Source organism: Flavobacterium procerum (assembly GCF_042431625.1).
Taxonomy (GTDB): Bacteria; Bacteroidota; Bacteroidia; order Flavobacteriales; family Flavobacteriaceae; genus Flavobacterium; species Flavobacterium procerum.
Genome location: NZ_JBHLYW010000001.1, coordinates 253,081 through 277,347, shown reverse-complemented (window position 1 = coordinate 277,347; position 24,267 = coordinate 253,081). Strand labels below are relative to the sequence as shown.

Annotated in this window: 19 protein-coding genes; 12 read left to right on the top strand and 7 right to left on the bottom strand. The window is 34.5% G+C overall.

Annotated elements, in window-relative coordinates; genetic code table 11:
- Positions 1–94: 94 nt before the first annotated feature.
- The 3 genes from ACFFLS_RS01245 (at position 95) to ACFFLS_RS01235 (ending at position 5,521) form a co-directional block, all read left to right on the top strand.
- Positions 95–3,520, top strand: a complete 3,426-nt coding sequence (locus ACFFLS_RS01245; RefSeq protein ID WP_379683687.1) for a DUF8818 domain-containing protein — start codon at positions 95–97, stop codon at positions 3,518–3,520.
- 63 nt (positions 3,521–3,583) lie between these two features.
- Complete coding sequence (locus ACFFLS_RS01240) at positions 3,584–4,117, top strand: hypothetical protein (RefSeq protein WP_379683688.1); 534 nt, start codon at positions 3,584–3,586, stop codon at positions 4,115–4,117.
- 324 nt (positions 4,118–4,441) lie between these two features.
- The gene (locus ACFFLS_RS01235; RefSeq protein ID WP_379683689.1) at positions 4,442–5,521 is read left to right on the top strand and encodes a glycosyltransferase; all 1,080 of its coding nucleotides are present in this window, start codon (positions 4,442–4,444) and stop codon (positions 5,519–5,521) included.
- A gap of 147 nt (positions 5,522–5,668) precedes the next feature.
- On the opposite strand, the gene ACFFLS_RS01230 is transcribed toward ACFFLS_RS01235, so the two are convergent.
- The 3 genes from ACFFLS_RS01230 to ACFFLS_RS01220 form a co-directional block, all read right to left on the bottom strand.
- Positions 5,669–6,979, bottom strand: a complete 1,311-nt coding sequence (locus tag ACFFLS_RS01230; protein ID WP_379683690.1) for a porin — start codon at positions 6,977–6,979, stop codon at positions 5,669–5,671.
- A 163-nt stretch (positions 6,980–7,142) separates the two neighbouring features.
- Positions 7,143–8,231: a sensor histidine kinase gene (locus ACFFLS_RS01225; protein ID WP_379683691.1), complete on the bottom strand. Its 1,089-nt coding sequence runs from the start codon at positions 8,229–8,231 to the stop codon at positions 7,143–7,145.
- A 216-nt stretch (positions 8,232–8,447) separates the two neighbouring features.
- Positions 8,448–9,131, bottom strand: a complete 684-nt coding sequence (locus ACFFLS_RS01220) for a response regulator transcription factor (protein WP_091494752.1) — start codon at positions 9,129–9,131, stop codon at positions 8,448–8,450.
- Positions 9,132–9,365: 234 nt separating this feature from the next.
- Between ACFFLS_RS01220 and ACFFLS_RS01215 the strand changes: the two genes are divergently transcribed.
- The 4 genes from ACFFLS_RS01215 to ACFFLS_RS01200 all read left to right on the top strand — a co-directional run bounded on the left by ACFFLS_RS01215 (position 9,366) and on the right by ACFFLS_RS01200 (position 15,076).
- On the top strand, positions 9,366–12,116 hold the full coding sequence (locus tag ACFFLS_RS01215) for a TonB-dependent receptor (protein ID WP_379683692.1): 2,751 nt from the start codon (positions 9,366–9,368) through the stop codon (positions 12,114–12,116).
- 137 nt (positions 12,117–12,253) lie between these two features.
- Positions 12,254–13,447, top strand: a complete 1,194-nt coding sequence (locus ACFFLS_RS01210) for a beta-helix domain-containing protein (protein ID WP_379683693.1) — start codon at positions 12,254–12,256, stop codon at positions 13,445–13,447.
- Between the two features lie 196 nt (positions 13,448–13,643).
- Positions 13,644–13,982, top strand: coding sequence for a T9SS type A sorting domain-containing protein (locus ACFFLS_RS01205; RefSeq protein ID WP_379683694.1), 339 nt, complete (start codon positions 13,644–13,646; stop codon positions 13,980–13,982).
- Positions 13,983–14,095: 113 nt separating this feature from the next.
- Positions 14,096–15,076, top strand: coding sequence for a LuxE/PaaK family acyltransferase (locus ACFFLS_RS01200; protein WP_379686333.1), 981 nt, complete (start codon positions 14,096–14,098; stop codon positions 15,074–15,076).
- 32 nt (positions 15,077–15,108) lie between these two features.
- Here the strand turns inward: ACFFLS_RS01200 and tyrS are convergent, their stop codons facing one another.
- On the bottom strand, positions 15,109–16,404 hold the full coding sequence (gene tyrS / locus ACFFLS_RS01195; protein WP_379683695.1) for a tyrosine--tRNA ligase: 1,296 nt from the start codon (positions 16,402–16,404) through the stop codon (positions 15,109–15,111).
- Positions 16,405–16,690: 286 nt separating this feature from the next.
- On the opposite strand from tyrS, the gene ACFFLS_RS01190 reads away from it, so the two are divergent.
- Both ACFFLS_RS01190 and ACFFLS_RS01185 read left to right on the top strand, forming a co-directional pair.
- Positions 16,691–17,914, top strand: coding sequence for a porin family protein (locus ACFFLS_RS01190; protein ID WP_379683696.1), 1,224 nt, complete (start codon positions 16,691–16,693; stop codon positions 17,912–17,914).
- 166 nt (positions 17,915–18,080) lie between these two features.
- Positions 18,081–19,088 carry an NAD-dependent epimerase/dehydratase family protein gene (locus ACFFLS_RS01185; protein ID WP_379683697.1) on the top strand — a complete coding sequence of 336 codons (1,008 nt, stop codon included), beginning with the start codon at positions 18,081–18,083 and terminating at the stop codon, positions 19,086–19,088.
- Here the strand turns inward: ACFFLS_RS01185 and ACFFLS_RS01180 are convergent, their stop codons facing one another.
- Genes ACFFLS_RS01180 through ACFFLS_RS01170 form a run of 3 tightly spaced genes read right to left on the bottom strand, consistent with a single transcriptional unit; the run spans position 19,089 to position 21,626 of the window.
- Positions 19,089–19,538: a DUF4296 domain-containing protein gene (locus tag ACFFLS_RS01180; protein ID WP_379683698.1), complete on the bottom strand. Its 450-nt coding sequence runs from the start codon at positions 19,536–19,538 to the stop codon at positions 19,089–19,091.
- A gap of 9 nt (positions 19,539–19,547) precedes the next feature.
- Positions 19,548–20,888, bottom strand: a complete 1,341-nt coding sequence (locus tag ACFFLS_RS01175; protein ID WP_379683699.1) for a dihydroorotase — start codon at positions 20,886–20,888, stop codon at positions 19,548–19,550.
- 12 nt (positions 20,889–20,900) lie between these two features.
- Positions 20,901–21,626: a polyprenol monophosphomannose synthase gene (locus ACFFLS_RS01170; protein ID WP_379683700.1), complete on the bottom strand. Its 726-nt coding sequence runs from the start codon at positions 21,624–21,626 to the stop codon at positions 20,901–20,903.
- 106 nt (positions 21,627–21,732) lie between these two features.
- Here ACFFLS_RS01170 and ACFFLS_RS01165 point away from each other — a divergent pair, with 106 nt between their 5' ends.
- From ACFFLS_RS01165 to ACFFLS_RS01155, 3 genes are all read left to right on the top strand, one after another.
- The gene (locus tag ACFFLS_RS01165) at positions 21,733–22,404 is read left to right on the top strand and encodes a DUF4271 domain-containing protein (RefSeq protein WP_379683701.1); all 672 of its coding nucleotides are present in this window, start codon (positions 21,733–21,735) and stop codon (positions 22,402–22,404) included.
- 14 nt (positions 22,405–22,418) lie between these two features.
- Positions 22,419–23,168, top strand: a complete 750-nt coding sequence (locus ACFFLS_RS01160; protein ID WP_343110271.1) for a uroporphyrinogen-III synthase — start codon at positions 22,419–22,421, stop codon at positions 23,166–23,168.
- A 374-nt stretch (positions 23,169–23,542) separates the two neighbouring features.
- Positions 23,543–24,013 carry an Lrp/AsnC family transcriptional regulator gene (locus ACFFLS_RS01155; protein ID WP_012022648.1) on the top strand — a complete coding sequence of 157 codons (471 nt, stop codon included), beginning with the start codon at positions 23,543–23,545 and terminating at the stop codon, positions 24,011–24,013.
- Positions 24,014–24,267 lie beyond the last annotated feature (254 nt).

Genomic DNA, 24,267 nt, shown 5'->3' with positions numbered 1-24,267 from the left:
ATACTGCTTTATTACTTATCAGCAAAACTAAAAGTCCGCCGATACATTTCCCAATTTTAAATACTACTTTTGGCTTTTTAGAGTTAAAGTCTTTATGTTGAAAAAATTGCTGTTTTTGGCGTTGCTGATTTGGTGTTCCGGGCTTAAAGCTCAGGAAACTCAATCGCTGTACAAAACAAAAAAAATAACAGCATCAAAAGATACGATTCGACTTGAGGAAGTGAGTATCAATCCGGGATTTTTTCAAATTTTAAACACCCGAAATCAACCCATCGATTCTTCCTTTTACAAAATCAATTTCAAAAAAGGTTTTCTTGTTTTAAACGAAAAAATTGCAATAGATACTTTAGTCGTAAATTATTTAAAATATCCCGATTTCTTGACCAAAGAATACAGCCTTTACAAACCAGATCAGGTTGTAAGCAGTGATTTGGGTGCTGAAAAATTATACCGCATAGAGAATTCGAACGCAAAAAAAGCAACGCCTTTTGATGGACTGAATACTTCCGGAAGCATCACGCGTGGCGTTACAGTAGGAAACAATCAAAATACGGTCTTAAACTCCAACCTGGATCTGCAGATTACCGGAAAAATTTCAGACAAAGTTAGTCTGCGTGCATCGCTTCAGGACAATAATATTCCGCTTCAAGATGGCGGTTATTCGCAGAAATTGGATCAGTTTGATAATATTTTTATGGAACTTTTCAGCGATGACTGGAACATTCGGGCGGGAGACGTTTTTCTTGAAAACAGGAAAACCCAATTTCTTAATTTCAACAAAAAAGTACAGGGACTTGCCGCCAGTTTTGATTTTGGCGATGAAGAAAGCAAAACCAATATTTTTGCTTCGGTTTCTTTTGTCAAAGGCCAATATGCACGAAGTACTTTTACTGGTCAAGAAGGAAATCAGGGTCCTTATAAATTAAAAGGCCAAAATGGCGAATTGTATGTTTTGGTTATTTCGGGCTCAGAACGTGTGTACGTAAATGGTGTTCTGCTCAAAAGAGGTGAAAATAACGATTATGTAATTGACTATAATGCTGGAGAAATTGTTTTTACATCACTTTTTCCCATTACTTCTGAAATGCGAATCAATGTTGAATACCAATATTCTGAACGAAATTACAATCGAATGGTTACTTACGCTGGAGCGATGCACGAAAACAAGAAATGGAGCTTTGGAGGTTATTTGTATTCTGAAAATGATTTAAAAAATCAGCCTTTACAGCAAAATCTTTCGACAGAACAAGTTCAGATTCTGAGTGAATCGGGCGATGACACCAATTTAATGAAAGCGCCTTCTGCTTACCAAGACACTTATTCTGATAATAAAATCCTGTACAAAAAAACAATAGTAAACACTGTTGAAGTTTATGAATATTCTAATAATCCTGATGACGTTTTGTACAATGTGAGATTCAGTCAAGTTGGTGCAAATGGGGGAAATTATACTATTCAGAACAACAATTCGGTTGAACGAATTTACCAATATGCGCCTCCGATAAATGGAGTTCTTCAGGGAAATTACGAGCCAATTGTACAACTTGTTGCGCCAATGAAACTACAAGTCGCGACTTTTTTAGGAAAATACAATCCGAATGAGAAAACTTTGGTCGATTTTGAATTGGCTGTAAGCAATAATGATCAAAACTTATTTTCAGGAATTGATGATAATGACAATAAAGGAATTGCATTTAAGACCAATCTTAAAAAACGTCTTTTCTCAAGAAGCTGGACTTTGGATGCTTTTGCCAATTATCAATATGTGCAGCAGGATTTTAAATCGGTTGAGCGTTTGTATAACATTGAATTTAATCGTGACTGGAACTTGACTGGAACACTTTTAGGAAACCAAAGCCTTTTGGTTACAGGTCTGAATTTTGATTTATTCAAAGAAAAGAAAACCACAAACTTGGGGTTGTTTACCTATCAATTTGAAAAATTAGATTTCAGCGAAAGCTATTCAGGAGTTCGACATACGACTTTGGCATTATTCAAATTAAAAAACTGGACTATCGAAAATAATGGAAGTTTCCTAAATTCGGATGCGACGACTTCGACCTCAAAATTCATTCGAAACCAAACCCGAACAAAATATCATTTTGGTAAAAACTGGGCTGGAGGAAGTTTGCAGATTGAAGATAATCAGGAAAAAGACAAAACAACAAATCAGTTTTCGGCTTTAAGCCAAAGATTCTCAGAATACGGAATTTTTACCGGTCGTGGCGACAGCACCAAGGTTTTTGTCGAAATAGGATTTTTGAGAAGACGAAACGACAGTTTGCAAAACGGATTATTACAACACGTTAACAATTCGCAGACGTATTATTTAAAATCAAAACTGATTCAGAATAAAACAACAGATTTGGCCGTTTATGCCAGTTACCGAAATTTGGATTTCATTGATGAGACCCGAAAAAACGAGCCATCGTTAAATTCGAGAATTATTTACAACGACCGTTTTTTTAATCAATTAATGCAAATCGGGACGACTTATGAAAACAGTTCGGGAACAATTGCACAACAAGAATTTACTTATGTCGAAGTGCCGACAGGACAAGGAGTTTATACCTGGAACGATTATAACGGAAACGGAATTCAGGAATTAGAAGAGTTTGAAATTGCCGCTTTTCCGGATCAGGCGCGCTATGTGAGAATCTTTCTGCCCAATCAGGTTTACATCAAAACCAATCAGAATAAGTTTTCGCAGTCTTTAATTTTAAATCCGCTGCAATGGCAGAACGAAAAAGGTTTTAAAAAACTGCTTTCCTATTTTTACAATCAGACTTCTTTTTTAATGGATCGAAAAATAAAAAGCGAGGGAGAAAAACTTGAACTCAATCCGTTTGATTCGTCTGAAGAAAACATTCTAGGACTCAACTCCAGTTTCAGAAACAGTTTATTTTATAACCGTGGAAGACAAAATCATTCTGTAACCTATTCTTATTTGGTCAACAAAGGAAAAAGTTTGCTATCTGTAGGCTCGCAAAATGTTCGTACCACTTCGCATCAATTGCAGTACACGCATTTGTACCAAAAAAGCTGGCTGTTTAATTTCTTTAGCAAAACCATCAAAAACGATTTGGTTTCTGAAGATTTTATCGAAAAAAACTATGACATTAACGGCTGGCAACTAGCGCCAAAAATCAGTTATCTATTTTCTAAAAACACCAAACTGGACTTCTTTTACGAACTGCAACACAAAAAAAATCAGATTGGAAATTTTGAAACTTTAGAACAAAGCAGACTTGGAACTTCGTTTTCTTTCGCCGGAGAAAAAAAAGTAACCATGAATGGAGAGTTTTCATTTTATGAAAATAAATTTGACGGAAATGAATTTTCTTCGGTAGGATTTCAAATGCTTGAAGGACTGCAGGCAGGATCAAATCTGGTTTGGAAACTGCTTCTGCAAAAAAACATCACCTCTTTTCTTGACGTCAATGTAAACTATCAAGGACGCAAAAGCGAGAGCGGACCTGCAATTCATACGGGAAATATTCAGCTGCGTGCATATTTTTAATAGGCTCCGAAAAAGATGAGAATAAATTGTTTACTTTTAATAGAAATTTAAACACCTAACCTTATGAAAAAATTTGTATTAATCTGTTTATTAGTAGCTTTCTCTACTAATTTCTATGCTCAGGAAACCACTGCAAAAGCTACAAAAACCAAAACAGAAGCTTCTGCAAAAAAAGCAAAATCAAGTGCAGATAAGGCTTCGGCAGATGCCAAAAAAGAAACAGCAAAATCAAAAAAAGCAGCCGACAAGGCAAGCGATGCTGCAACGAAAGCTAAAAAAGAAAGCACTGAAACAGCAAAAAAAACAGCTGATAAAGATGCGGCAAAAGCCAAAAGCGAAGCGAAAAAAGCTACGGCAGCAAAAGATGACGCAAAAAAAGCGGCAGACAAAGCTGATGCAGCAGCCAAAACCGCTAAAAAAGATGCAGCAACCGCTAAAAAATCATCTACAAAAACGTTGAAGGAAACCAATGAAAAAGCGCCAAAAGTTGCCGATAAAGTAACGGGAGAATACAACGGAAAGAAAGTGTATACTGGTCCAAAAGGAGGAAAATATTACATTAATAAAAATGGAAATAAAACCTATATTCAGGACTAAAAAAGATTCTGAGATTCTAAGTCGCTAAGATTCTGAGATTTCTAAGCGTTCTTAGAAAAACAATTAAAAGGAGCTGTCTGGAAAAGTCAGTTCCTTTTTTTATAGATTGCAATTAAACTCATAAATTCCCTTATTAAAATCATTCAGAAAAATAGAAAATTACTTAACATAGAGATAATCTTATTTAGTAAAATGTAATTATTTTTTAAATATCTCTTCAAATTCCTAGTGTTTTTAAAAATATAGAGTTAATAATTTAGTAATACGTCCGAAATAAGCTCCAAAACATATTTCTTTATCTTCGTTTTTTTAAAGCGTTACACTATGAGCATTGATTATTCTGCGAATAAAACTATATTGGTAGCTCCGTTAAACTGGGGGCTTGGCCACGCCACAAGATGTATCCCTATTATAAAAGCGCTTCAGGAAAACAATTACATTCCGATAATAGCTTCAGATGGTGTTGCGCTTGCCCTTCTTCGAAAAGAATTTCCTTATATACAAACATTGGAACTTCCGTCTTATCATATTGAATATGCTAAGAATGGCAAAAATTTCAAATGGAAACTGATTAAAAATCTTCCGAAAATGATAACGGCCATTTTGGATGAAAAGAAAATGGTCAACAGCTGGATTAAAAAGCATGGTATTGACGGAATCATTTCAGACAACCGACTGGGTGTTTTCAGCAGAAGAGTGCCCTCTGTTTTTATGACGCATCAGTTGAATGTAATGACCGGAAACACAACTTGGTTTACCAGTAAATGTCATCAGTATTTTATAAAAAAATATAAGGAATGCTGGGTTCCCGATACTAATGGAGAAGTAAACCTTACGGGAGATTTAGGACATTTGAAGACGGACGAACTTAACCTGAAATACATTGGTCCGCTCAGCCGTATGCGCAAAAAAGAAACTCCAAAATTGTACGACCTTATGGTTATACTTTCTGGACCTGAGCCTCAGCGTACTTTTCTAGACGAAAAACTTCAAAAAGAAACGGCTAAATATCCTGGAAAAGTAGTTTTTGTACAGGGAATTGTAGAAAAAATGCAATCAAAATGGCAGGCAGGAAATGTTACCTATTACAATTTCATGAATTCGAAACAGTTGGAACAGACTTTTAACGAAAGTGAATTTGTTCTTTGTCGTTCGGGTTATACAACGGTTATGGATTTGGCGAAATTAGGCAAAAAAGCCTTTTTTATTCCAACTCCTGGACAATATGAACAAGAATATCTTGCGATAAAACTTCAGGACGAAAATTTGGTGCCTTATGCCATGCAGGATGATTTTATGATAGAAGATCTTTCTAAAGTACAAACTTTTAAAGGCTTATCTCAGTTTGAAAATACGATAGACTGGGATTCTCTATTTACTGTTTTTGAAGATAAAACCGCTTAAATTGCACGCTGATTAAACTGATTTGTTAAAAAAAAACGCAGAAAAAGCGGATTTTTTTTAATTAAACTTGTGCGTTTTTTGTTTTAGAAAAATCCGTTTTTATCTGCGTTTTCGCGTAAGCGAATCTGTTTATCTGTGTGCATTTTTTTAGAAGTTAAACTGCGCTTGAAGCCTTAAAACATTTCCTTGTTGTCTGTTTATCGGAAGTGCGCTGTCTTCAAAAGTTCTGTCAGCAATTACATATTGCGCCGTTAACTCAAAAGCTTTGATTGGCTGCCATTCGATACCAAATTCAAAATCTCTTACTACATAACTTTTGGCGTCTTTTTCATATTTCTTTCCTCCGTCGTAATATTGAAATTTGGCGAAAGGATAAATACGCTGTTTTTTAATATCCCATTTATAGTTTATTAAAACGTACCCCCCGTTTAGATCTGTTTCGTCTACTGTCTTAGTTGCCGTGTTGTAACGAGGTCCTTTTCCGATATTATATTCTGTTTGAATTCCGAAAGGCCTTGGATACAAAACGAATGTTGCTCCTACTCTCTGATCCTTGATGTACTGCGGATCATTTACCGTAACACCCGATGAAATTTCTCCTGTAAAAGCCCATTTGCCAGTGTAAGCCTGAATTCCTGGTTCGATAATCTGGCTTCCGATTACAAATGGATATGTTACTCTTGTTACCACATTCAAATCTCTGTTTCCGTCCATTTTATTAGCAATTTGTCCGTTGTAAACTCCAAGAGCAAACACTCCAAAATCGCCAGAACCTTTAAATCCATCCCTAACCAACATCTCAAAACGCTTTCTAATTTCGGCAGGAGCCCAATAAAAAAAGATTCCTAAATCGCGCTCATTTGCTATGGAACTGTTTATACCATCGGCACGGTCTAAACTAAGTCGTTGTGAACTGGATTGCATATTTTCGAAACCATATGGAATTTTACTTTGCCCGACACGAACTCTGTATTCTTTTAACTTATCGAAAGAAAGATCAAAATACAAGTCACGAATCTGTACGAAGTTCTGAATTCCAGTACTTGGCGAACTAGCAAAGTCAGGCTGGAAATAGAAAAAAACATTTGGATGAACTTGCCCTGAAAACACTAAACGTGCACGGCGAATAAAAAGTCCGTTGTTTGCTTTTGCATCTGGAGCCGTAGAAGTTGTTCCCCAAGATTTATCGCATTGGTCGCAAGAAACTTTATCATTTGTAGAAAGCAGACCATTGTATCTAATTTGAGCATAACCTCTCAAAGAGATTCTGTCGTACCAATGCTCTTCAATTCCACCTCCAGATTTAGTATCGGGAAGTTTTGCTTTGTTGATAGAATCTAAAATACGCATTACTTCGTTTTTTACATCCTGTTTGTTTAATTCTTGCTTATTTGTTTCTTGCGCATTAGATGCCCAAGTCAGCAGTAATAAAACTGCTAGTAATTTTCTTTTTATCATTAGTTCTCTAAATCCCTTAAATTCAGGATGCAAAGATGGAGCACCTATGTTAAGAAATCATTAACCAGATGTTACTATAATAAAAATTTAATGTTACGCCCCGAAACCAAATGTTTATTTACTGTTAAACACCTTTGTTTTAGGGCTTTTAGCAAAAAATGCGTTACAATTTTTTAACGTCGTTTTTTTGTGATTTGAATGCTTTTTCGAGCGTAAAAGAGAATTCCGAACCAATTCCGAACTCGCTTTCCACATAAACTTTCTCTTTATGCGCTTCAATAATATGCTTTACAATCGCCAAACCTAAACCAGAACCTCCTTCAGAACGCGTTCCGCTTTTGTCAACACGATAGAAACGTTCAAAAAGTCTTGGAATGTTTTGTTTTTCAACGCCTTCTCCGTTATCGCTGATACGAATAAGCACTTTTTTCTTCGTTAAGTTTACCACACCAACTTCTGTTAAACCGCCTTCTTTTCCATATTTAATTGAGTTTACAATCAAATTCTCTAAAACCTGTTGGATTCGGTCCTGATCGCCGCGAATAATAACCGACTGAACATTCTTGCTTTCAAAAGCCAATTTGATTTTCTTTTTGTCTGCTTTCATTTCCAGCAGTTCAAAGACATTCTGAATCAGTTCGACTATATCAAAATCGGTCATATTCAAATCTAAATCGCCCGATTCTAATTTGGTAATCATGTCGAGATCCTCGACAATATAAATAAGGCGCTCTACTCCTTTTTCAGCACGCTTTAAATATTTTTTTCTGATATTTTTGTCGTCCATCGCTCCGTCAAGCAAAGTCGAAACATAACCTTGAACGGTAAACAAAGGTGTTTTTAATTCGTGCGAAACGTTTCCTAAAAACTCTCTTCGGTATTGTTCACGAATTTCGAGCATTTCGATTTCGAGTTTTTTATCAGTGGCAAACTTTTTCACTTCACGTGAAAGCGTTTCCATATCTGTATTAATCGGCTGATTAATAAGTGTAGTTGATTCTAAAAGCGAAACCTCATCGTAAATCTTCTTTACTCTTCGATAAATAAATCGCTCTACACGATATTGCAAAACCAGAAACGAGAATATATAGATGATGATGATGAAAACGATTCCAAAAGCGACTTGATGTTTTAATTCTTGATTTTTGTAAAATAAAGACAGGAGCATCAGCACAAATCCTGTTGCAAAGAGACTTATATACAACGCCGATTTAATAGCAAATTTGTATGTTTTTTTAAAATTGATTTTCATTGAAATATTTAAAATAATAAACCATTAAAACTTTTTCTCACCATATAAGTGATGTAAGTTCATTTAAAAGTAACTTTTTTTAGGAACAAATAATAATTTTCAAAAGCCCATCTTTATCAAAGTTAAAACTTTGACAAAAATGAGCTTTTCTATTTTAAAAGTAAACTACATTAAATGAACTTACATCACTTATATGGTTTAAATTTTTAGAGGGTGTTAGACTTCAAATTTGTAGCCAACTCCTTTTATGGTTTTAAAAAGGTCTTCGCCTATTTTTTCACGCAGTTTTCTAATATGAACATCGATTGTTCTTCCTCCAACTACTACTTCATTGCCCCAAACTTTATCCAAGATTTCGTCTCTTTTAAAAACCTTTCCTGGTTTAGAAGCCAACAAATAAAACAATTCGAATTCTTTTCTTGGCAACGCAATTTCCACATTGCCTTTTATTATTTTGTATTCTTCGCGGTTAATCTCGATTCCGCCAACATTTAAAGTATCTGTCGTAACTTCTTGTTCTTTTAATCTTCTTAACAAAGCCTTTACTTTAGAAACCAATAATTTTGGTTTAATTGGCTTTGTAATATAATCATCAGCACCAGCATCAAAACCAGCTACTTGCGAATAATCTTCACTTCTTGCTGTAAGGAATGTTATGATAACATTATTTAGTTCAGGAATTTTTCTAATGTGCTCGCATGCCTCCATTCCATCCATTTCTGCCATCATCACGTCCATAATAATTAATTCCGGCAATTCTTTCTGAGCTTTAGCTATAGCATCTTTTCCGTTAGAAGCAGTAACAATCTGGTAGCCTTCTTGAGCAAGGTTATAGCCAACGATTTCTAAGATATCTGGTTCGTCGTCAACTAATAAAATCTTAGTTTGTGTTTTTTTCATAAATAGCAAAAATTGAGATTTTTACATCAAATCTTTTTAATTATTTATCCGATGTTTTTTATTTCACGGGGTAAATATAGTAACAAAAGAACCTTAAAAAATTGGTGTTAACGGTAATTTAATCTGGTAACAATTTGATAATCTTAAGCACACAAAAACATAACAAGTTGGTAACATCGACTTCACGGTGCAGTTCTTTCTTTGCAGCGAAATAAACTAAACACAACACTGAAAATGAAATTCAATTTAAAATTTCTATTAATTGCATTATTTATCTGTACGATTTCGATCGCGCAAAACAAAGGTACAATTTCGGGAGTTCTTACCGACAAAGAAATGAACAATGAAGTTTTACCTTTTGCTAATGTTTTAATTAAAGGTACGAATATTAGCGTAAATACCGACGTCGACGGAAAATATTCGTTGAACGTAAATCCAGGAAGTTATACACTTATTTTTAGCTTTTTAGGATATGAATCTAAAGAAGCTCCAGTTACTGTAAAAGCAAATGAAACTGTAGTGGTTAATCAAGCACTTTCTTCTGGAAGTTTTACTCTTAAAGATGTAGTGGTAAAAGGTGCGACTGCAAGCAAACAAAAAGAAACTGCTTTGCTTTTAGAACAAAAAAACGCTGTAGATATCAAACAATCTATCGGCGCGCAAGAACTTTCTAGAAAAGGTGTGGGAGACGTGGCTGCTGCTGTTGTAAAAACATCAGGAGTTTCCAAACAAGAAGGAAGTAACAACATTTATGTAAGAGGTTTAGGAGACCGTTACAATACTACTTCTATGAACGGATTACCAATTCCATCTAATGACCCACAAAAAAAGAACATTGCTCTTGATCTTTTTTCAACTGATATTGTAGAATACATTTCAATTGACAAATCGTATGGCGCAAAAATGTATGGTGATTTTGGTGGAGGAAATGTAGATATCGTATCTAAAGATTACCGTGGAAAAGGAATGTTTGAAATTTCTTTAGGATCTAAAGTTAACACTAACGCAGTACAAAAATCAAGTGACTTTTTACTTCAGCAAGGACCTGCGAAAACTGGTTTTGTTTCATACGGAGTTCCTAACAACCCTTTAACTAGTTATAGTTTCGAAAATAGTTTAAACCCTAAAAGAGAAGCTCCTTTTGGAGGAAACTTTAACCTAAAAGCAGGTAAAACATTCAGCATTGGTGAAGAAGGAAAATTAAGTCTTTTTGCTACTGCAGGTTTTGGAAACGGTTACGAATTTAGAGAAGGAATTACTCGAGCTTTGAATACTCAAGGTGCTTCATTAAAATCTTTCGAACAAGAAAAATTCACTTATAACACTAACACAACTGGAATGTTCAACGCTAACTATCGCTTGAACAAAAACCATAAAATTGGATATAATTTTTTATTTGTTAATACATCTGAACAAACAAGGGACACTTATTATGGAAGTGATCGTGATTTTGATAATGAAAATGCTAATCTTTACACTGTAAGAGGAACTTTTACACAAAACACAGTGTATATCAATCAGCTTTTAGGGAATGACAAACTAACAGATAAGATTGATTTAGATTGGGGCGTTTCATACAATACCGTAAAAGGTAATATGCCAGACAGAACTCAAAACAAGATGTTCCATAACCCTACTACTAACGAGTACATTCCTGCGCAAAGAACTCCTTCTGATAACCAAAGATATTTTCAAGATCTTACGGAAAATGAAACAGCAGCTAACCTTGCTTTCTCATACAAGTTAGGCGATAACGAAAATGGCGACTCAAAAGGAAAAATTACAGCAGGTTATAACGGAAGATTCAAAAGTCGTGAATTCGAGGCTATTCAATTTAACTTCAGCATCAGTCAAACTGGTCAAAACACAACCATAGACCCTAATAACTTAGATGCATTCTTCAATCAGACAAACTTTAACAACGGTTTATTCTCTACTAGTGCTTTTGCAGGAATGACTCCTCAAACTTATGAAGGCAAGCAGGACATCCATGCTGGATTTGGTAATATCGAATACAGATTTCCTAATAAATTAAGCTTAGTTGCAGGTATCAGATATGAAAGAATTTCTCAAACAGTTAACTGGAGAACACAATATGATGCAGCCGGAGGAACAAATACCTTTGAAAGAAATGAGTTTTTACCAAGTATTATCTTAAAATATGAGTTAAATGAAAAACAAAACCTTCGTTTAGCTGCAAGTAAAACTTACACATTACCACAATTTAAAGAACGTGCTTTGTTTATTTACGAAGATGTAATGGAATCTGAAATTGGTAATCCAAACTTATATCCTTCACAAAATTACAATTTAGACTTAAAATGGGAAATGTTCCCGAAAAGTGATGAGTTATTCTCTGTGACTGCTTTTGGAAAATACATTCTGGACCCTATTAACAAAATCATTATTGCTTCTGCCACAAATGACATCTCTTTTGTTAACATTGGAGATAGTGGTTACGCTTATGGAGTGGAATTGGAAGCAAGAAAAAATATTTTCGAAATTGAAGGAGAATATACGAACAAATTATCTTTCGGATTTAATGCTTCTTTAATGAAAACACATCAGGATTTTGATCGTGACAAAGTGAGCAGGGAAACAGATGGACAATTATCTATTAACACTACAGATAAAAGTTCAGGTTTTACTGGAGCTTCTGATTTGATTCTGAATGCCGACTTATCGTATACTAAAAATTTCATAAACGATTCTGGAATTACGGCAACATTAGCTTACAACCATTATTCTGACAAACTTTATGCTATCGGAAACGAAGGAAAAGGAAATTTAGTTGATAAAGCTATGGGATCTTTAGATTTTATTTTAAAAACAAAATTGACCAAAAACTTTGGAATTGATTTTGGCGCAAGAAACTTATTGAATCCAGAATTTAAAAGAGTTCAGGAAAATGCAAGTGGAGATGTTCTAGTATTCAATTACAAAAAAGGGTTAACATTTGGACTTGGAATGAATTACCAATTCTAGTAACACAAAACAAATACTGTGTTAGCAATTAATTAACATTACAGTAAAAAACACATAACAAACAGTTGACAACGGCTTAACGTTGATTAATACTTAAGTTTTAATCTTTGCATAAACACAAACTAATTAAAAAAGTAATGAAAAAAGCAATTTCAACAATTTTCGGCTTAGCAGCTTTATCGCTAGTAACACTAACAACGTCTTGCTCAAGCGACGACAACAAAAAGGACGAGCCAAAATCAGATTTCGTAGTAGTTAGAAACAATTTACAAGGAGAAATCAACAGTGGAGAGGTTATATTAGAATCTGGAACTTACAAACTTACAGGAAAATTAGTAGTTAAAAACACTGCAAAACTTACAATTAAACCTGGAGTTATCATTGAAGCTACAGCATTAGGAGCAAATCAATTTGAGGCTGTAAGATATATTGCAGTTGCACAAGGAGGAAAAATCGACGTTCAAGGAACTGCCACTAGTCCAGTTGTTATGACTTGTGAAACAAAAATACCAGGTGCTTGGGGAGGATTAGTACTTTGTGGAAAAGCACCAATCAACAAAAACATAGGTAGTACTGCTACTGCTGAAGTTTCTGAGTTAGCATATGGAGGAACTGATGCTGCTGACAACTCAGGTTCAATCAAATATTTAAGAATTGAATACCCAGGTTATACATACAGCAGTGATAAAGAATTCAATGGAGTTTCTTTCTTCGGAGTTGGAAATGGAACTGTTGTAGATTACGTTCAAGTTTTCGAAAGCTCTGATGACGGATTCGAGTGGTTTGGTGGAACTGTAAGCGCAAAACACTTAGTAGTTTCTAACAAACACGCAGAAAAAGTTGGTGATGATTTATTCGACTGGACTGAAGGATGGGTTGGAAATGGTGAAAACTGGTACGGAATCAGAACTAACGCTGGTAACAGAGGTATCGAAGCTGATAACAATGGTAACAACAACTTAGCTGCACCAATTGCGTTCCCAAATATCAAAGGTTTAACTTTAATCGGCGCTGGAGTTAATGATACAAGCGGAGAATCACAAGCTTTCAAATTAAGATTTGGTACTAAAGGTAAATTTGACAACGTCGTAATAAAAGGTTGGAAAACTGGATTTGATGTTCAACACGACGAAAGCGTTGGATATGCTGGAACTGATTTATTAGCTACTAATGTTAAATTCGAAGATGTAACGCTTAAATCTAAAGGTACAACTACTGCTGGAGCAGCTGCTGATGTAGCGAAAGTTTTCACAGAATCTACAACTGCAACTGGAGCAGGAAACGGATCAGGAGTTCCTACTTGGACTGCTGGATGGACATTAGGTCTATAATCTCGTAAGACAAACAATATTCAAAAACACCCTATTTATTAGGGTGTTTTTTTTTGAAGACAGCACTTATCTGTAACTATACAAAGCTAATAACTTCGAATACAAAATGTTAAAAACATCCTAAATTATTAGGATGTTTTTTTTTGGCGCACTTTTTGTCATTTTTTTTGTATATTTACTTATCCAAAAAAATGCGATGGCAAAAAACTACTTTTATATTACATTCTTATTGGCTTTTTTCTTTACTGTAAACGTTTCGGCGCAGGACAGTAAACAATTACCAAAACCTCAAGACGCCGCAGTCATTGAGGGACTGAGCTTGTATCCTAACCCAGTGACAAACGGAAAAGTTTACATCTCTTCAAAAAATGATTTGGAAAAAGAAATCATCGTTTTTGATATCCTCGGAAAAAAAGTACTTCAGGCACATCTCACAACAAGAGAATTAAATGTATCAGAACTACCTCCAGGTGTTTATATCATCAAGATAAGCGAACAAAATGCCTCGGCCACACGAAAACTGATCATCAGATAATATTAAAAAGCTTCTTTGGGAGCTTTTTTTATTTTTAGGCAAAACCTGAAAAAACTGGACACTTAAAACCCAGCACTGAACACTAAAATCAATTATCTTTGCAAAAAAAAGTTTTGATTACAGCCAGCGATATATTTACCATTTCGAGTCAGAAACAATTTGAAAAAACAGCACTAAAAGTGTTTCGTTTTCAGCACGAAAACAATAAAGTTTACCGCGATTTCTGTGATTTTCTAAATATCAATCCACAACAGGTAAAAACCATCCAGCAAATACCGTTTCTGCCTATTCAGTTCTTCAAAAGCCATGAGGTGGTATCAAATACAAATCCCGTTCAGGTTACTTTTACCAGCAGTGGCACAACTGGCGCAATTACCAGCAGGCATCTAGTAACTGATGTTTCCTTATACGAAGAAAGTTACCAGAAAGGGTTTTCTCAATTCTACGGTAACATCGAAGATTATGTTGTTTTGGCACTTTTGCCGTCTTATTTAGAAAGAGAAGGCTCTTCGCTTATTTATATGGTAGAAGATTTAATAAAACGCTCCAATCAGTCGGAAAGCGGGTTCTATCTACACAATCACGACGACCTGATAAAGAAATTGACAGAATTAGACGAATCTGGTCAAAACGTAATCTTAATCGGAGTAACCTATGCGTTATTGGATTTAATCGAAAAACATCAGTTCAACCTTCAAAACACCATCATTATGGAAACTGGAGGAATGAAAGGAAAACGCAAGGAAATGATTCGCGAAGAATTGCACGAAATACTTTGCAAAGGTTTCGGCGTTTCTTCTATCCATTCAGAATATGGCATGACTGAACTTTTAGCTCAAGCTTATTCTTTAGGCGAAGGTGTATTTGAATGCCCTTCTTGGATGAATATTTTAGTCCGCGATCCTGAAGATGCCCTCACTTACGTGAAAGATGGAAAAACTGGTGGCATCAACGTTATTGATTTGGCCAACATCAACTCCTGCTCTTTTATTGCAACACAAGATTTAGGAAAAAAAAATCCCAACAACTCTTTCGAAGTATTGGGACGTTTTGATAATTCTGATATTCGTGGGTGTAATTTGATGGTATTGTAAAATTTGATTTCGATTAAAAATCAGTCAAGCCATTAAACAACACGAATCACAAAATAATTCTTTTTACCGCTTTGAAGCAGAACAAACTGATTATTAATCAAATCATTTGCTGTCAAAACAAAATCTTCTTTGATTTTTTCTCTATTTACCGAAATAGAATTGGCAGTCAATGCTCTTCTAGCTTCTCCGTTTGATTTAAAGAAACCCGTTTTTTCGTTTAAAACTGTAATAATATCCAGTCCGTTTTCTAAATCTGTTTTTGCGATTTCTGCTTGAGGAACTCCATCGAAAACTTCTAAGAAAGTTTTTTCATCCAATTTCTTTAAATCTTCGGCTGTAGAATTTCCAAACAAAATGTTCGAAGCCTGAATCGCTTTTTCTAATTCCTCACGACTATGCACAAAAACTGTAATTTCTTCTGCTAGTTTCTTTTGCAAAACCCTTAAATGCGGTGCTGTTTGATGTTCTTCAATTAAGGTATCAATTGTTTCTTTATCTAAGAAAGTAAAGATTTTTACATACTTTTCAGCATCCACATCTGTAGCATTAACCCAAAACTGATAAAATTTGTAAACCGAAGTCTTATCAGCATCTAGCCAAACATTTCCACCTTCCGATTTTCCGAATTTAGATCCGTCTGCTTTTGTAATCAATGGTGTTGTCAATGCAAAAGCTTTTGCATTTTCTCCACCCATTCTGCGTACTAATTCTGTACCAGTAGTAATATTTCCCCACTGATCTGAACCTCCCATTTGCAAAAGGCAGTTGTTGTTTTTATATAAATGATAAAAATCGTATCCCTGAATTAACTGGTATGTAAATTCTGTGAAAGACATTCCTTCTCCTTCTCCGTTAATTCTCTTTTTAACAGAATCCTTTGCCATCATGTAGTTTACCGTGATACGTTTTCCAACTTCACGTGCAAAATCGATAAACGAAAACTCTTTCATCCAATCATAGTTATTTACCATAATTGGTGCATTTGGTTCTTTCGAATTAAAATCTAAGAAGCGCGACAAAACACTTTTTATTCCGGCAACGTTTTTAGCTAGCGTTTCTTCGTTCAACAGATTTCTTTCATCTGATTTTCCTGACGGATCCCCAATCATTCCGGTTGCTCCTCCTACAAGTGCAATTGGCTGGTGACCGAAATTCTTTAAATGAACCAGTAAAATAATCTGAACCATACTGCCAATATGCAGTGAATCAGCCGTTGGATCAAAACCAATATAGGCCGATGTTACCTCTTTTAGCAATTGTTCTTCCGTTCCTGGCATGCTATCATGGTATAAACCGCGCCACTTTAATTCTTCAACTAGATTCTTCATTTTTAAAAATATTTTGCGCAAATATAATCAATGGCAATCGCAATGTCAAAAAAGTTGCCACGAAGACTCTAAGCCACAAAGTTTTTTTATTTCTATGTGATTTTCATTTAGTGATAAAAATGAAGGCTTTGCATATTAGCGCCTTTGTTAAAAGAAATCAAAAAACCTAAACAACTATCTACCAAAACATTGCAAAACAGCTCTGAAAAAAAATCATAAATTCTGTAAAACCGTAAGAAAGAGACCTACTTTTTTTCTAGTTTCGCCGCAATCAAAACCATCAACTATGAAAAAATTTTTACTCTTAACTTTTTTATTTTGTTATTCACTCATGAATGCTCAAATTTCTTTTGAAAAAGGCTATTTCATTTCTAATGATAACAAAAAAACAGAATGTTATATAAAGAATGTAGATTGGAATTACAATCCAATCGAATTTAAATACAAAATCAACATTGAAGATAGTAACGTAAAAACTGAGACTATTGCGAATGTTAAGGAATTTGGAATCAACGACAACAACACTTATCAAAGAGCAAAAGTTAATATTGACATTTCGAGCAGTGAATTGGAAAGACTATCAGTTAATAAAAATCCGGATTGGAAAGAAGATCTCATTTTTTTAAAAGTTTTAGTTAAGGGAGATACGTCTTTATACCAATATGTCAATCCAGAAATGACCCGATTTTTTTATGAAACCAAAAACAGCCAACTAGAACAATTGGTTTATAAAGAATACTTTGACCAAGAAAGTACTCCTAGAACTGCAATAGAAAACAATTACTATAGACAGCAATTACTTAATAATGTCAAATCCGAAAACATAACCGACAATGACATCAAAAGAGTAATCTATAAAAGAGAGTCATTAATGAAATATTTTCTAAAATATAACAATGTTTCAACAAAAGAAATAGAAAACACAATTACATCAGCGAATAAGAGTATTTATCTTTTAAAAGTGACTGCAGGAGTTGGCTTCTCTTCTATTTCAATTGATGCAACAGGAGGATATAGTGACGTGCAATACGACAAAAAGACCATATTGAGAATGGGCCTTGAAGGAGAACTTATATTGCCTTTCAACAAAAACAAATGGAGTCTTTTTGTAAATCCAACCTACGAGCAGTATGAGGACCAACAGGATTTTGGGTTAGCAAATAACCGAAACAATGGAGGAAAAACAGACTATTCTTCAGAAGTGAAATATTCAAGCATAGTAGTTCCAGTTGGAGCGCGGTATTATTTTTTCTTAAACAATACTTCTAAAATCTTTATCAATGCAGGATATACATTAAACATTGGGGGGAAATTCAAATACACGGCTGTATTGTTAAATTTTGACAGCAATCCAACCGGAAGTTTCTTTACTGGACTTGGTTACAATTTTAAAAACAAACTAAGTGCAGAAGTAAGAGCAAATGTCAGAAAAGATTTAATTAACGGACACTCTAGCTTTGTTGGAAATTACAAATCATTAGATGTAGTACTTGCCTATACTATTTTTTAAACAAAAACCGTTTAAAAATACCAAGAGTCAAGGCGCAACGTTTTAAGGTTACAAAATCCACAGAAACTTTGCGCTTTGACCATTTTGTGTCAAAATCAAAAAAAACCTTTGCAACTTTGTCCCTCTGTGACTTTGCACCTTAAAAGCAAAAACTTACCTTTACAGAATGGTATTAATAACTGGAGGAACAGGTTTAGTCGGCGCACATTTATTGCTTCATTTGATTGAAAATGGAGAAAATGTACGAGCAATTTACCGCAACCAAAATAACATCCTAAAAACAAAACAGCTTTTTCTGCTTTATAAAAAAGCTACTTTATTCGAAAAGATAGAATGGATTGAAGCTGATATTTTAGACATCCCGTCACTTGAGGAAGCGTTTATTGGTATCGAATATGTTTATCATTGTGCTGCACTGATTTCTTTTGACCCAAAAGACGAGGAAAAACTCCGAAAAACCAATATTGAAGGTACTGCTAATATCGTCAATTTCTGCATTGCCAAAGAAATCAAAAAATTCTGCTTTGTAAGCTCAATTGCCGCCTTGGGCGATTTAGCATCTCATGAAACTCATATTACAGAAGAAACCGAATGGAATCCTGAAAAACCGCATAGCGATTATGCTATTTCTAAATACGGAGCCGAAATGGAGGTTTGGCGCGCACAACAGGAAGGTCTGGATGTAATTATACTAAATCCGGGCGTAATTCTGGGACCTATTGCGGCTAAAGAAATTTTTAAACAAGGAAGCGGCGAAATTTACCAAAAAATTGCAAACGGACTTCCGTTTTATACACTTGGAAACACTGGATTTGTCGCCATAGACGATGTAACAAGAATCGCTTTTGAATTGATGAGAGGCAGCATTAAAAACGAACGCTTTACACTAATTGCAGAAAATATCGTTTTTCGCGATTTAATCAATACCATTGCAGATGTTCTAAAAGTAAAAAGACCTTCAATACACGCCACTCCTTTTTTGATGAACATGCTCTGGATGGCCGACAGTCTTTTTTCTACTTTATTTTTCAGAAAAAGAACTATTACCAAACCCTCTGCAAAAGCATCTTATTCTAAAAATTTATATGCTAATGAAAAAATAAAAACCGCTCTAGGAACGGTTTTTTTAGATATTCATCAATATATTAAAGACACTTCAAAAAGCTTAAATTAATTATTGATCCATGGGTTGGTCATTGCTGTTTATTTCTGGTTTCTTTACAGAATCTTTAGGCGTTTCTTTTGACTTACCTTTGTTTTTCAATGCTTTTTTTTCTTCAATCTTTACAAGAGAATCGGTTATTTTCTGATTTTGAGCCAATCTTTTATTGACCTCGTCAAACATATCTTTGTAAGTTTCGTAATCTGTTGCATAGTAGATATTGTTCTGCGCAAACTGAAGACTGTCAATTTTGTATTTCTTCAAAATAAATTTTGTTGTACTGCTTTCTAGAGAATCCAAAGATAAAGGTCTTTGGTACCTTATCGCATCCAAAATCGACAAATCGTACATAATATCAATCATTTTTTCTCTTTCAATAAGTTTTGCAGGCTCTTTTACGAGCTCTTTTTTACAACTTACAGAAAGAAACAAAACCAGCAGTATTAGCAAATAATTTTTCATTACAGCAATTTATCTATCAAACAATAATCGTTTTCCGGCGCGACTGTCTTTTACTTTAAAATTATTGTAAACCAATTCGCCATTTACAAAAGTATGCGTAATTCTCGATTTAAAAGCCATATTTTCAAAAGGAGACCAACCACATTTGTATAAAATGTTATCGGCATTTACACTCCATGGAAGGCTTGGATTTACAATAACCAAATCGGCAAAATAACCTTCTTTGATAAAGCCTCTTTTCTCTATTTTGAAAATTTTGGCCGGATTGTGGCACATTTTCTCGACGATTTTCTCTACACTGATTTTTCCTTGGTGATGCGCTTCAAACATTGCCACAACTGCGTGCTGTACAAGCGGCCCTCCAGAAGGAGCATTCAGGTAAGATTGCATTTTTTCTTCTTTGGTATGAGGTGCGTGGTCTGTTGCAATTACATCAATTCGGCCGTCGTTTAAAGCTTCCCAAAGTGCTTTTCTGTCTGTAGCTGTTTTGACAGCAGGATTCCATTTAATGAAATTCCCTTTTGTTTTGTAATCTTCATCGGTAAACCAAAGATGGTGAACACACACTTCTGCCGTAATTTTTTTATCTTCTAACGGAATTTTATTCGTAAACAACTCCATTTCCTTTGCTGTCGAAAGATGAAAAATATGAAGTCTTGCACCCGTTCTTTTTGCAAGCGCTACTGCTTTTGAAGACGAAATATAGCAAGCCTCAGCACTTCTGATTAAATTGTGTGCCGTTACAGGAACATCATCTCCGTATTTTTCTTTAAACTCTGCAAGATTATTTCTAATAGTAGTTTCATCTTCGCAATGCACTGCAATCAACATTGGAGTACTCGAAAAAATCTTTTCTAAAACAGCCTCATTGTCAACCAACATATTTCCTGTTGAAGAACCTAAGAATATCTTGATTCCAGCAACATTTTTTGGATTCGTCTTTAAAACTTCTTCCAAGTTATCATTGGTTGCCCCCATCATAAACGAATAATTCGCAAATGATTTTTGAGAAGCAATCTGGTATTTTTCTTCTAAAATTTCTTGAGTTACTGCATTCGGAACTGTGTTAGGTTGTTCGATAAAAGAGGTAATTCCTCCCGCAACAGCCGCTCTAGACTCCGATTCAATATCACCTTTATGCGTCAGACCCGGTTCTCTAAAGTGAACTTGATCGTCTATCGCACCAGGAATCAGATAATTCCCTTCTGCATCAACCACAACACAGTCAGAAGTTTTCAAACTGATACTATCTGCAACTTCTGCAATGATATCATTTTCAATTAATACATCTCCTTCAAAAATTCTCCCTTCGTTTACAATTTTGGCATTTTTTATTAAAATCCTATTCATTGTTTTTTTGTTTTATAATGAATTGACTAATTTTCTTAATCGCAGTGAAATTACACCTAATATAGCTTCCTTAATAATCGCATTACTCATTTTAGACACTCCTTTTGTACGGTCAGTAAAAATAATCGGCACTTCTTTAATCTCAAAACCAGCGCAATAGGTTCTGTATTTCATTTCGATTTGAAACGCATAACCCACAAATTTTATTTTGTTAAGATTGATTTTCTCTAAAACCTCTCTTTTGTAACAAACAAAGCCAGCTGTAGCGTCATGAATTTTCATTCCAGTAATAAACTTAACATATACAGATGCAAAGTAAGACATTAAAACACGACTCAAAGGCCAGTTTACTACATTTACACCTGTTACATAACGGGAACCAATTGCTAGATCGGCTCCTCCAAAATGACAAGCATCATATAATTTTTCAAGATCGTTTGGATTATGCGAAAAATCAGCATCCATTTCGAAAATAAAACTATAATTACGTTCCAGAGCCCATTTAAAACCGTGAACATAAGCAGTTCCCAAACCTGATTTTTTGGTTCTCTGTTCTAAAAAAAGCTTTCCGGGAAATTCTTCCTGCAAGGCAATAACTTTTTTTGCTGTATGGTCTGGAGAATTATCATCGATAATCAGAAGATCAAAAGTTTTATGTTGCGAAAGTACTGCTCTTACTATACTTTCTATATTCTCAATCTCGTTATAAGTGGGAATTATGACAATACTATCATTCATTTTTTCTGGGTAATTTCACCGCAAAAGTAAACTTTTTATAGCATTTGATTCATAATAAATATATAATAAAAGCATTGCATTAAAAAATTACTAATTTTGTATTATTATGATTGAACAACTTCATCCTCGAATTATAGAAAACAAAGACTGGGCGACACTTTTATTTGTAGTAGCCTTTGCCGTTGTAGCGATGACAAAATCTGCTTACGAAACCCGATTCAGCGAATTCAGCAGACTTATTTTTTCTGACAAATACGCAAAAATATACCGCGACAACAACCACCTTAAAAGCAGTTTTACGGTAGGTTTGTTTTTTGTTCAGATTGTTTCGTTTGCTTTTTTTATTCTATTGACGATGAATATCTACGATGAAAAAATCCTAAAAACCGACTGGGTTTTGTTTATTCGGATTGCAACCTTTCTATTGTATTTCATCCTCGGAAAATATTTAATAGAAAAAATTGTAGGAGCCGCCTTTAATATTGACGAATTTGTAGAGCTTTTTAACCTTCAGAAAGTAACTTACAGAACTTATATCGGTGTTTTTATCCTTCCTATCAACGCTGTTTTGTTCTATTACAACAATATTCCAGAAGCAATACCGCTTGCAATTATAGTCATTTCGCTCTGTATCAGCCTATACTCGTACTTTATTTCAATTAAAACATATCAAAATGCAATAATCGGCAAGTTATTTTATTTTATTTTATATCTTTGCGCTCTTGAAATAGCCCCTTATTATTTTATGTATTATTGGATACTAAAAGGGAGTGCTTAGAAAATGTTTATAATATGAAAGTGAAAACAATTTTGGTGTCACAGCCTGAACCTAAAGTGGAGAATTCTCCTTACTTTGAGCTCCAACAAAAACACAAAATAAAAATTGATTTCAGACCATTTATTCATGTGGAAGGGGTTAGCGCAAAAGAGATTCGATTACAAAAAATCGATCTTAATCATTACACTGCGATCATTTTAACAAGTCGAAATGCTGTAGATCATTTTTTTAGAGTGGCCGATGAAATGCGTTACAAAGTTCCTGAAGGATTGAAATATTTTTGTCAATCTGAAGCTGTAGCTTTTTATCTTCAAAAGTATGTTGTTTACAGAAAACGTAAAATTTACGTTGGAGCAAAAGATTTCGCAGATTTATCTCCTCTTATCAAAAAGTACAAAGACGAGAAATTCTTACTGCCTGCATCGGATCAATTAAATGCAGATGCTCCTGTTACATTAAACGGTCTTAAAGTAGATTGGGCTCAAGCAATTTTTTACAGAACTGTAATGAGCGACCTATCTGATCTTGCAGATGTTTATTATGACGTTCTTGCTTTTTTCAGTCCGACTGGAATTAAATCTTTGTTTAAAAACTTCCCTGATTTTAAACAAAACGACACCAGAATCGCTGTATTTGGAAGCACAACTCAAAAAGAAGCTCTTGACCACGGTTTAAGAATAGACATTCTTGCTCCGACTCCTGAAACGCCTTCTATGACAATGGCTTTAGAAAAATATATCGCCGAAGCAAACAAAGCTAAATAAACCGTTCAAACCGAAAAATATTTAAATTCCAAATTCCAACTTAATCACTTGGGATTTGGAATTTTTCTTTTTAACCAATTCTTGATCTGTTTGGCTCCCGTGGTTAAAACTACAGACTATATGTAGAACATTCGTGAAAGAAAACATAACCTGCGGTTTCAACCGCAGGAACGCAATGAACATCTGCAACTATTACACATCTTGCAATTGAATCTGAAATACCCAATGATACATTTCCCATTGGTAGAAACCACAAGCTATGTTCATTTGGAATTTGGGATTTAAAAATTGTAATTTTATTTTTCCTTCATTTTAACTACATTTGATTTCTATTCAAAACCCAAATCACAAGAAATAGTTTCAAATTTTAAGTTATGAAAATTAATTCCCTTTTAATTGAAATTGACGGAATCGACAAAGAAATCCTTCGATACTTAATGGACGATGCCAGAAAACCGATCTTACAAATTGCCAACAAAATAGGAATTTCTGGAGCAGCCATTCATCAGCGATTAAAAAAACTCGAACAATCCGGTGTCATTTCGGGTTCTAAGTTTACTGTAAATCCAAAAGTATTAGGTTATAACACTATGGCATTTATTGGAGTTTATCTCGACAAAGCTTCTAGAAACTCGGAAGCCGTAAAGGAACTGCGAAAAATACCCGAAGTTTTAGAATGTCATTATACAACCGGAAACTGGTCTGTATTAATCAAAATCATCTGTCGCGACAACGAACATTTGATGCAACTCTTAAATACCAAAATTCAGGCAATTGAAGGCGTTTCTAGAACCGAAACCTTTATTTCGCTTGACCAGCAGATTGATAGGCAGATTCAGCTTTAGAATTAGAATTAGAAAATTTGTCAATTTGATAATTTGATAATTAGATAATTTCATGCAAAATCTAAATGAAAAACATTAGACCTGAACTAAAAACTTTATTCTTTTTTATTTCATATTTCACGGTAGCTTTCATCTGCAATAAAATTGATCATGGAGGACCGTGCGTACCAGGCTTAGGAGGCTTTTTATTTATAATGTCTATCCCAATAAGCTTGATATATTCCTTTATTCTTACCATCAAGATATACAGATAT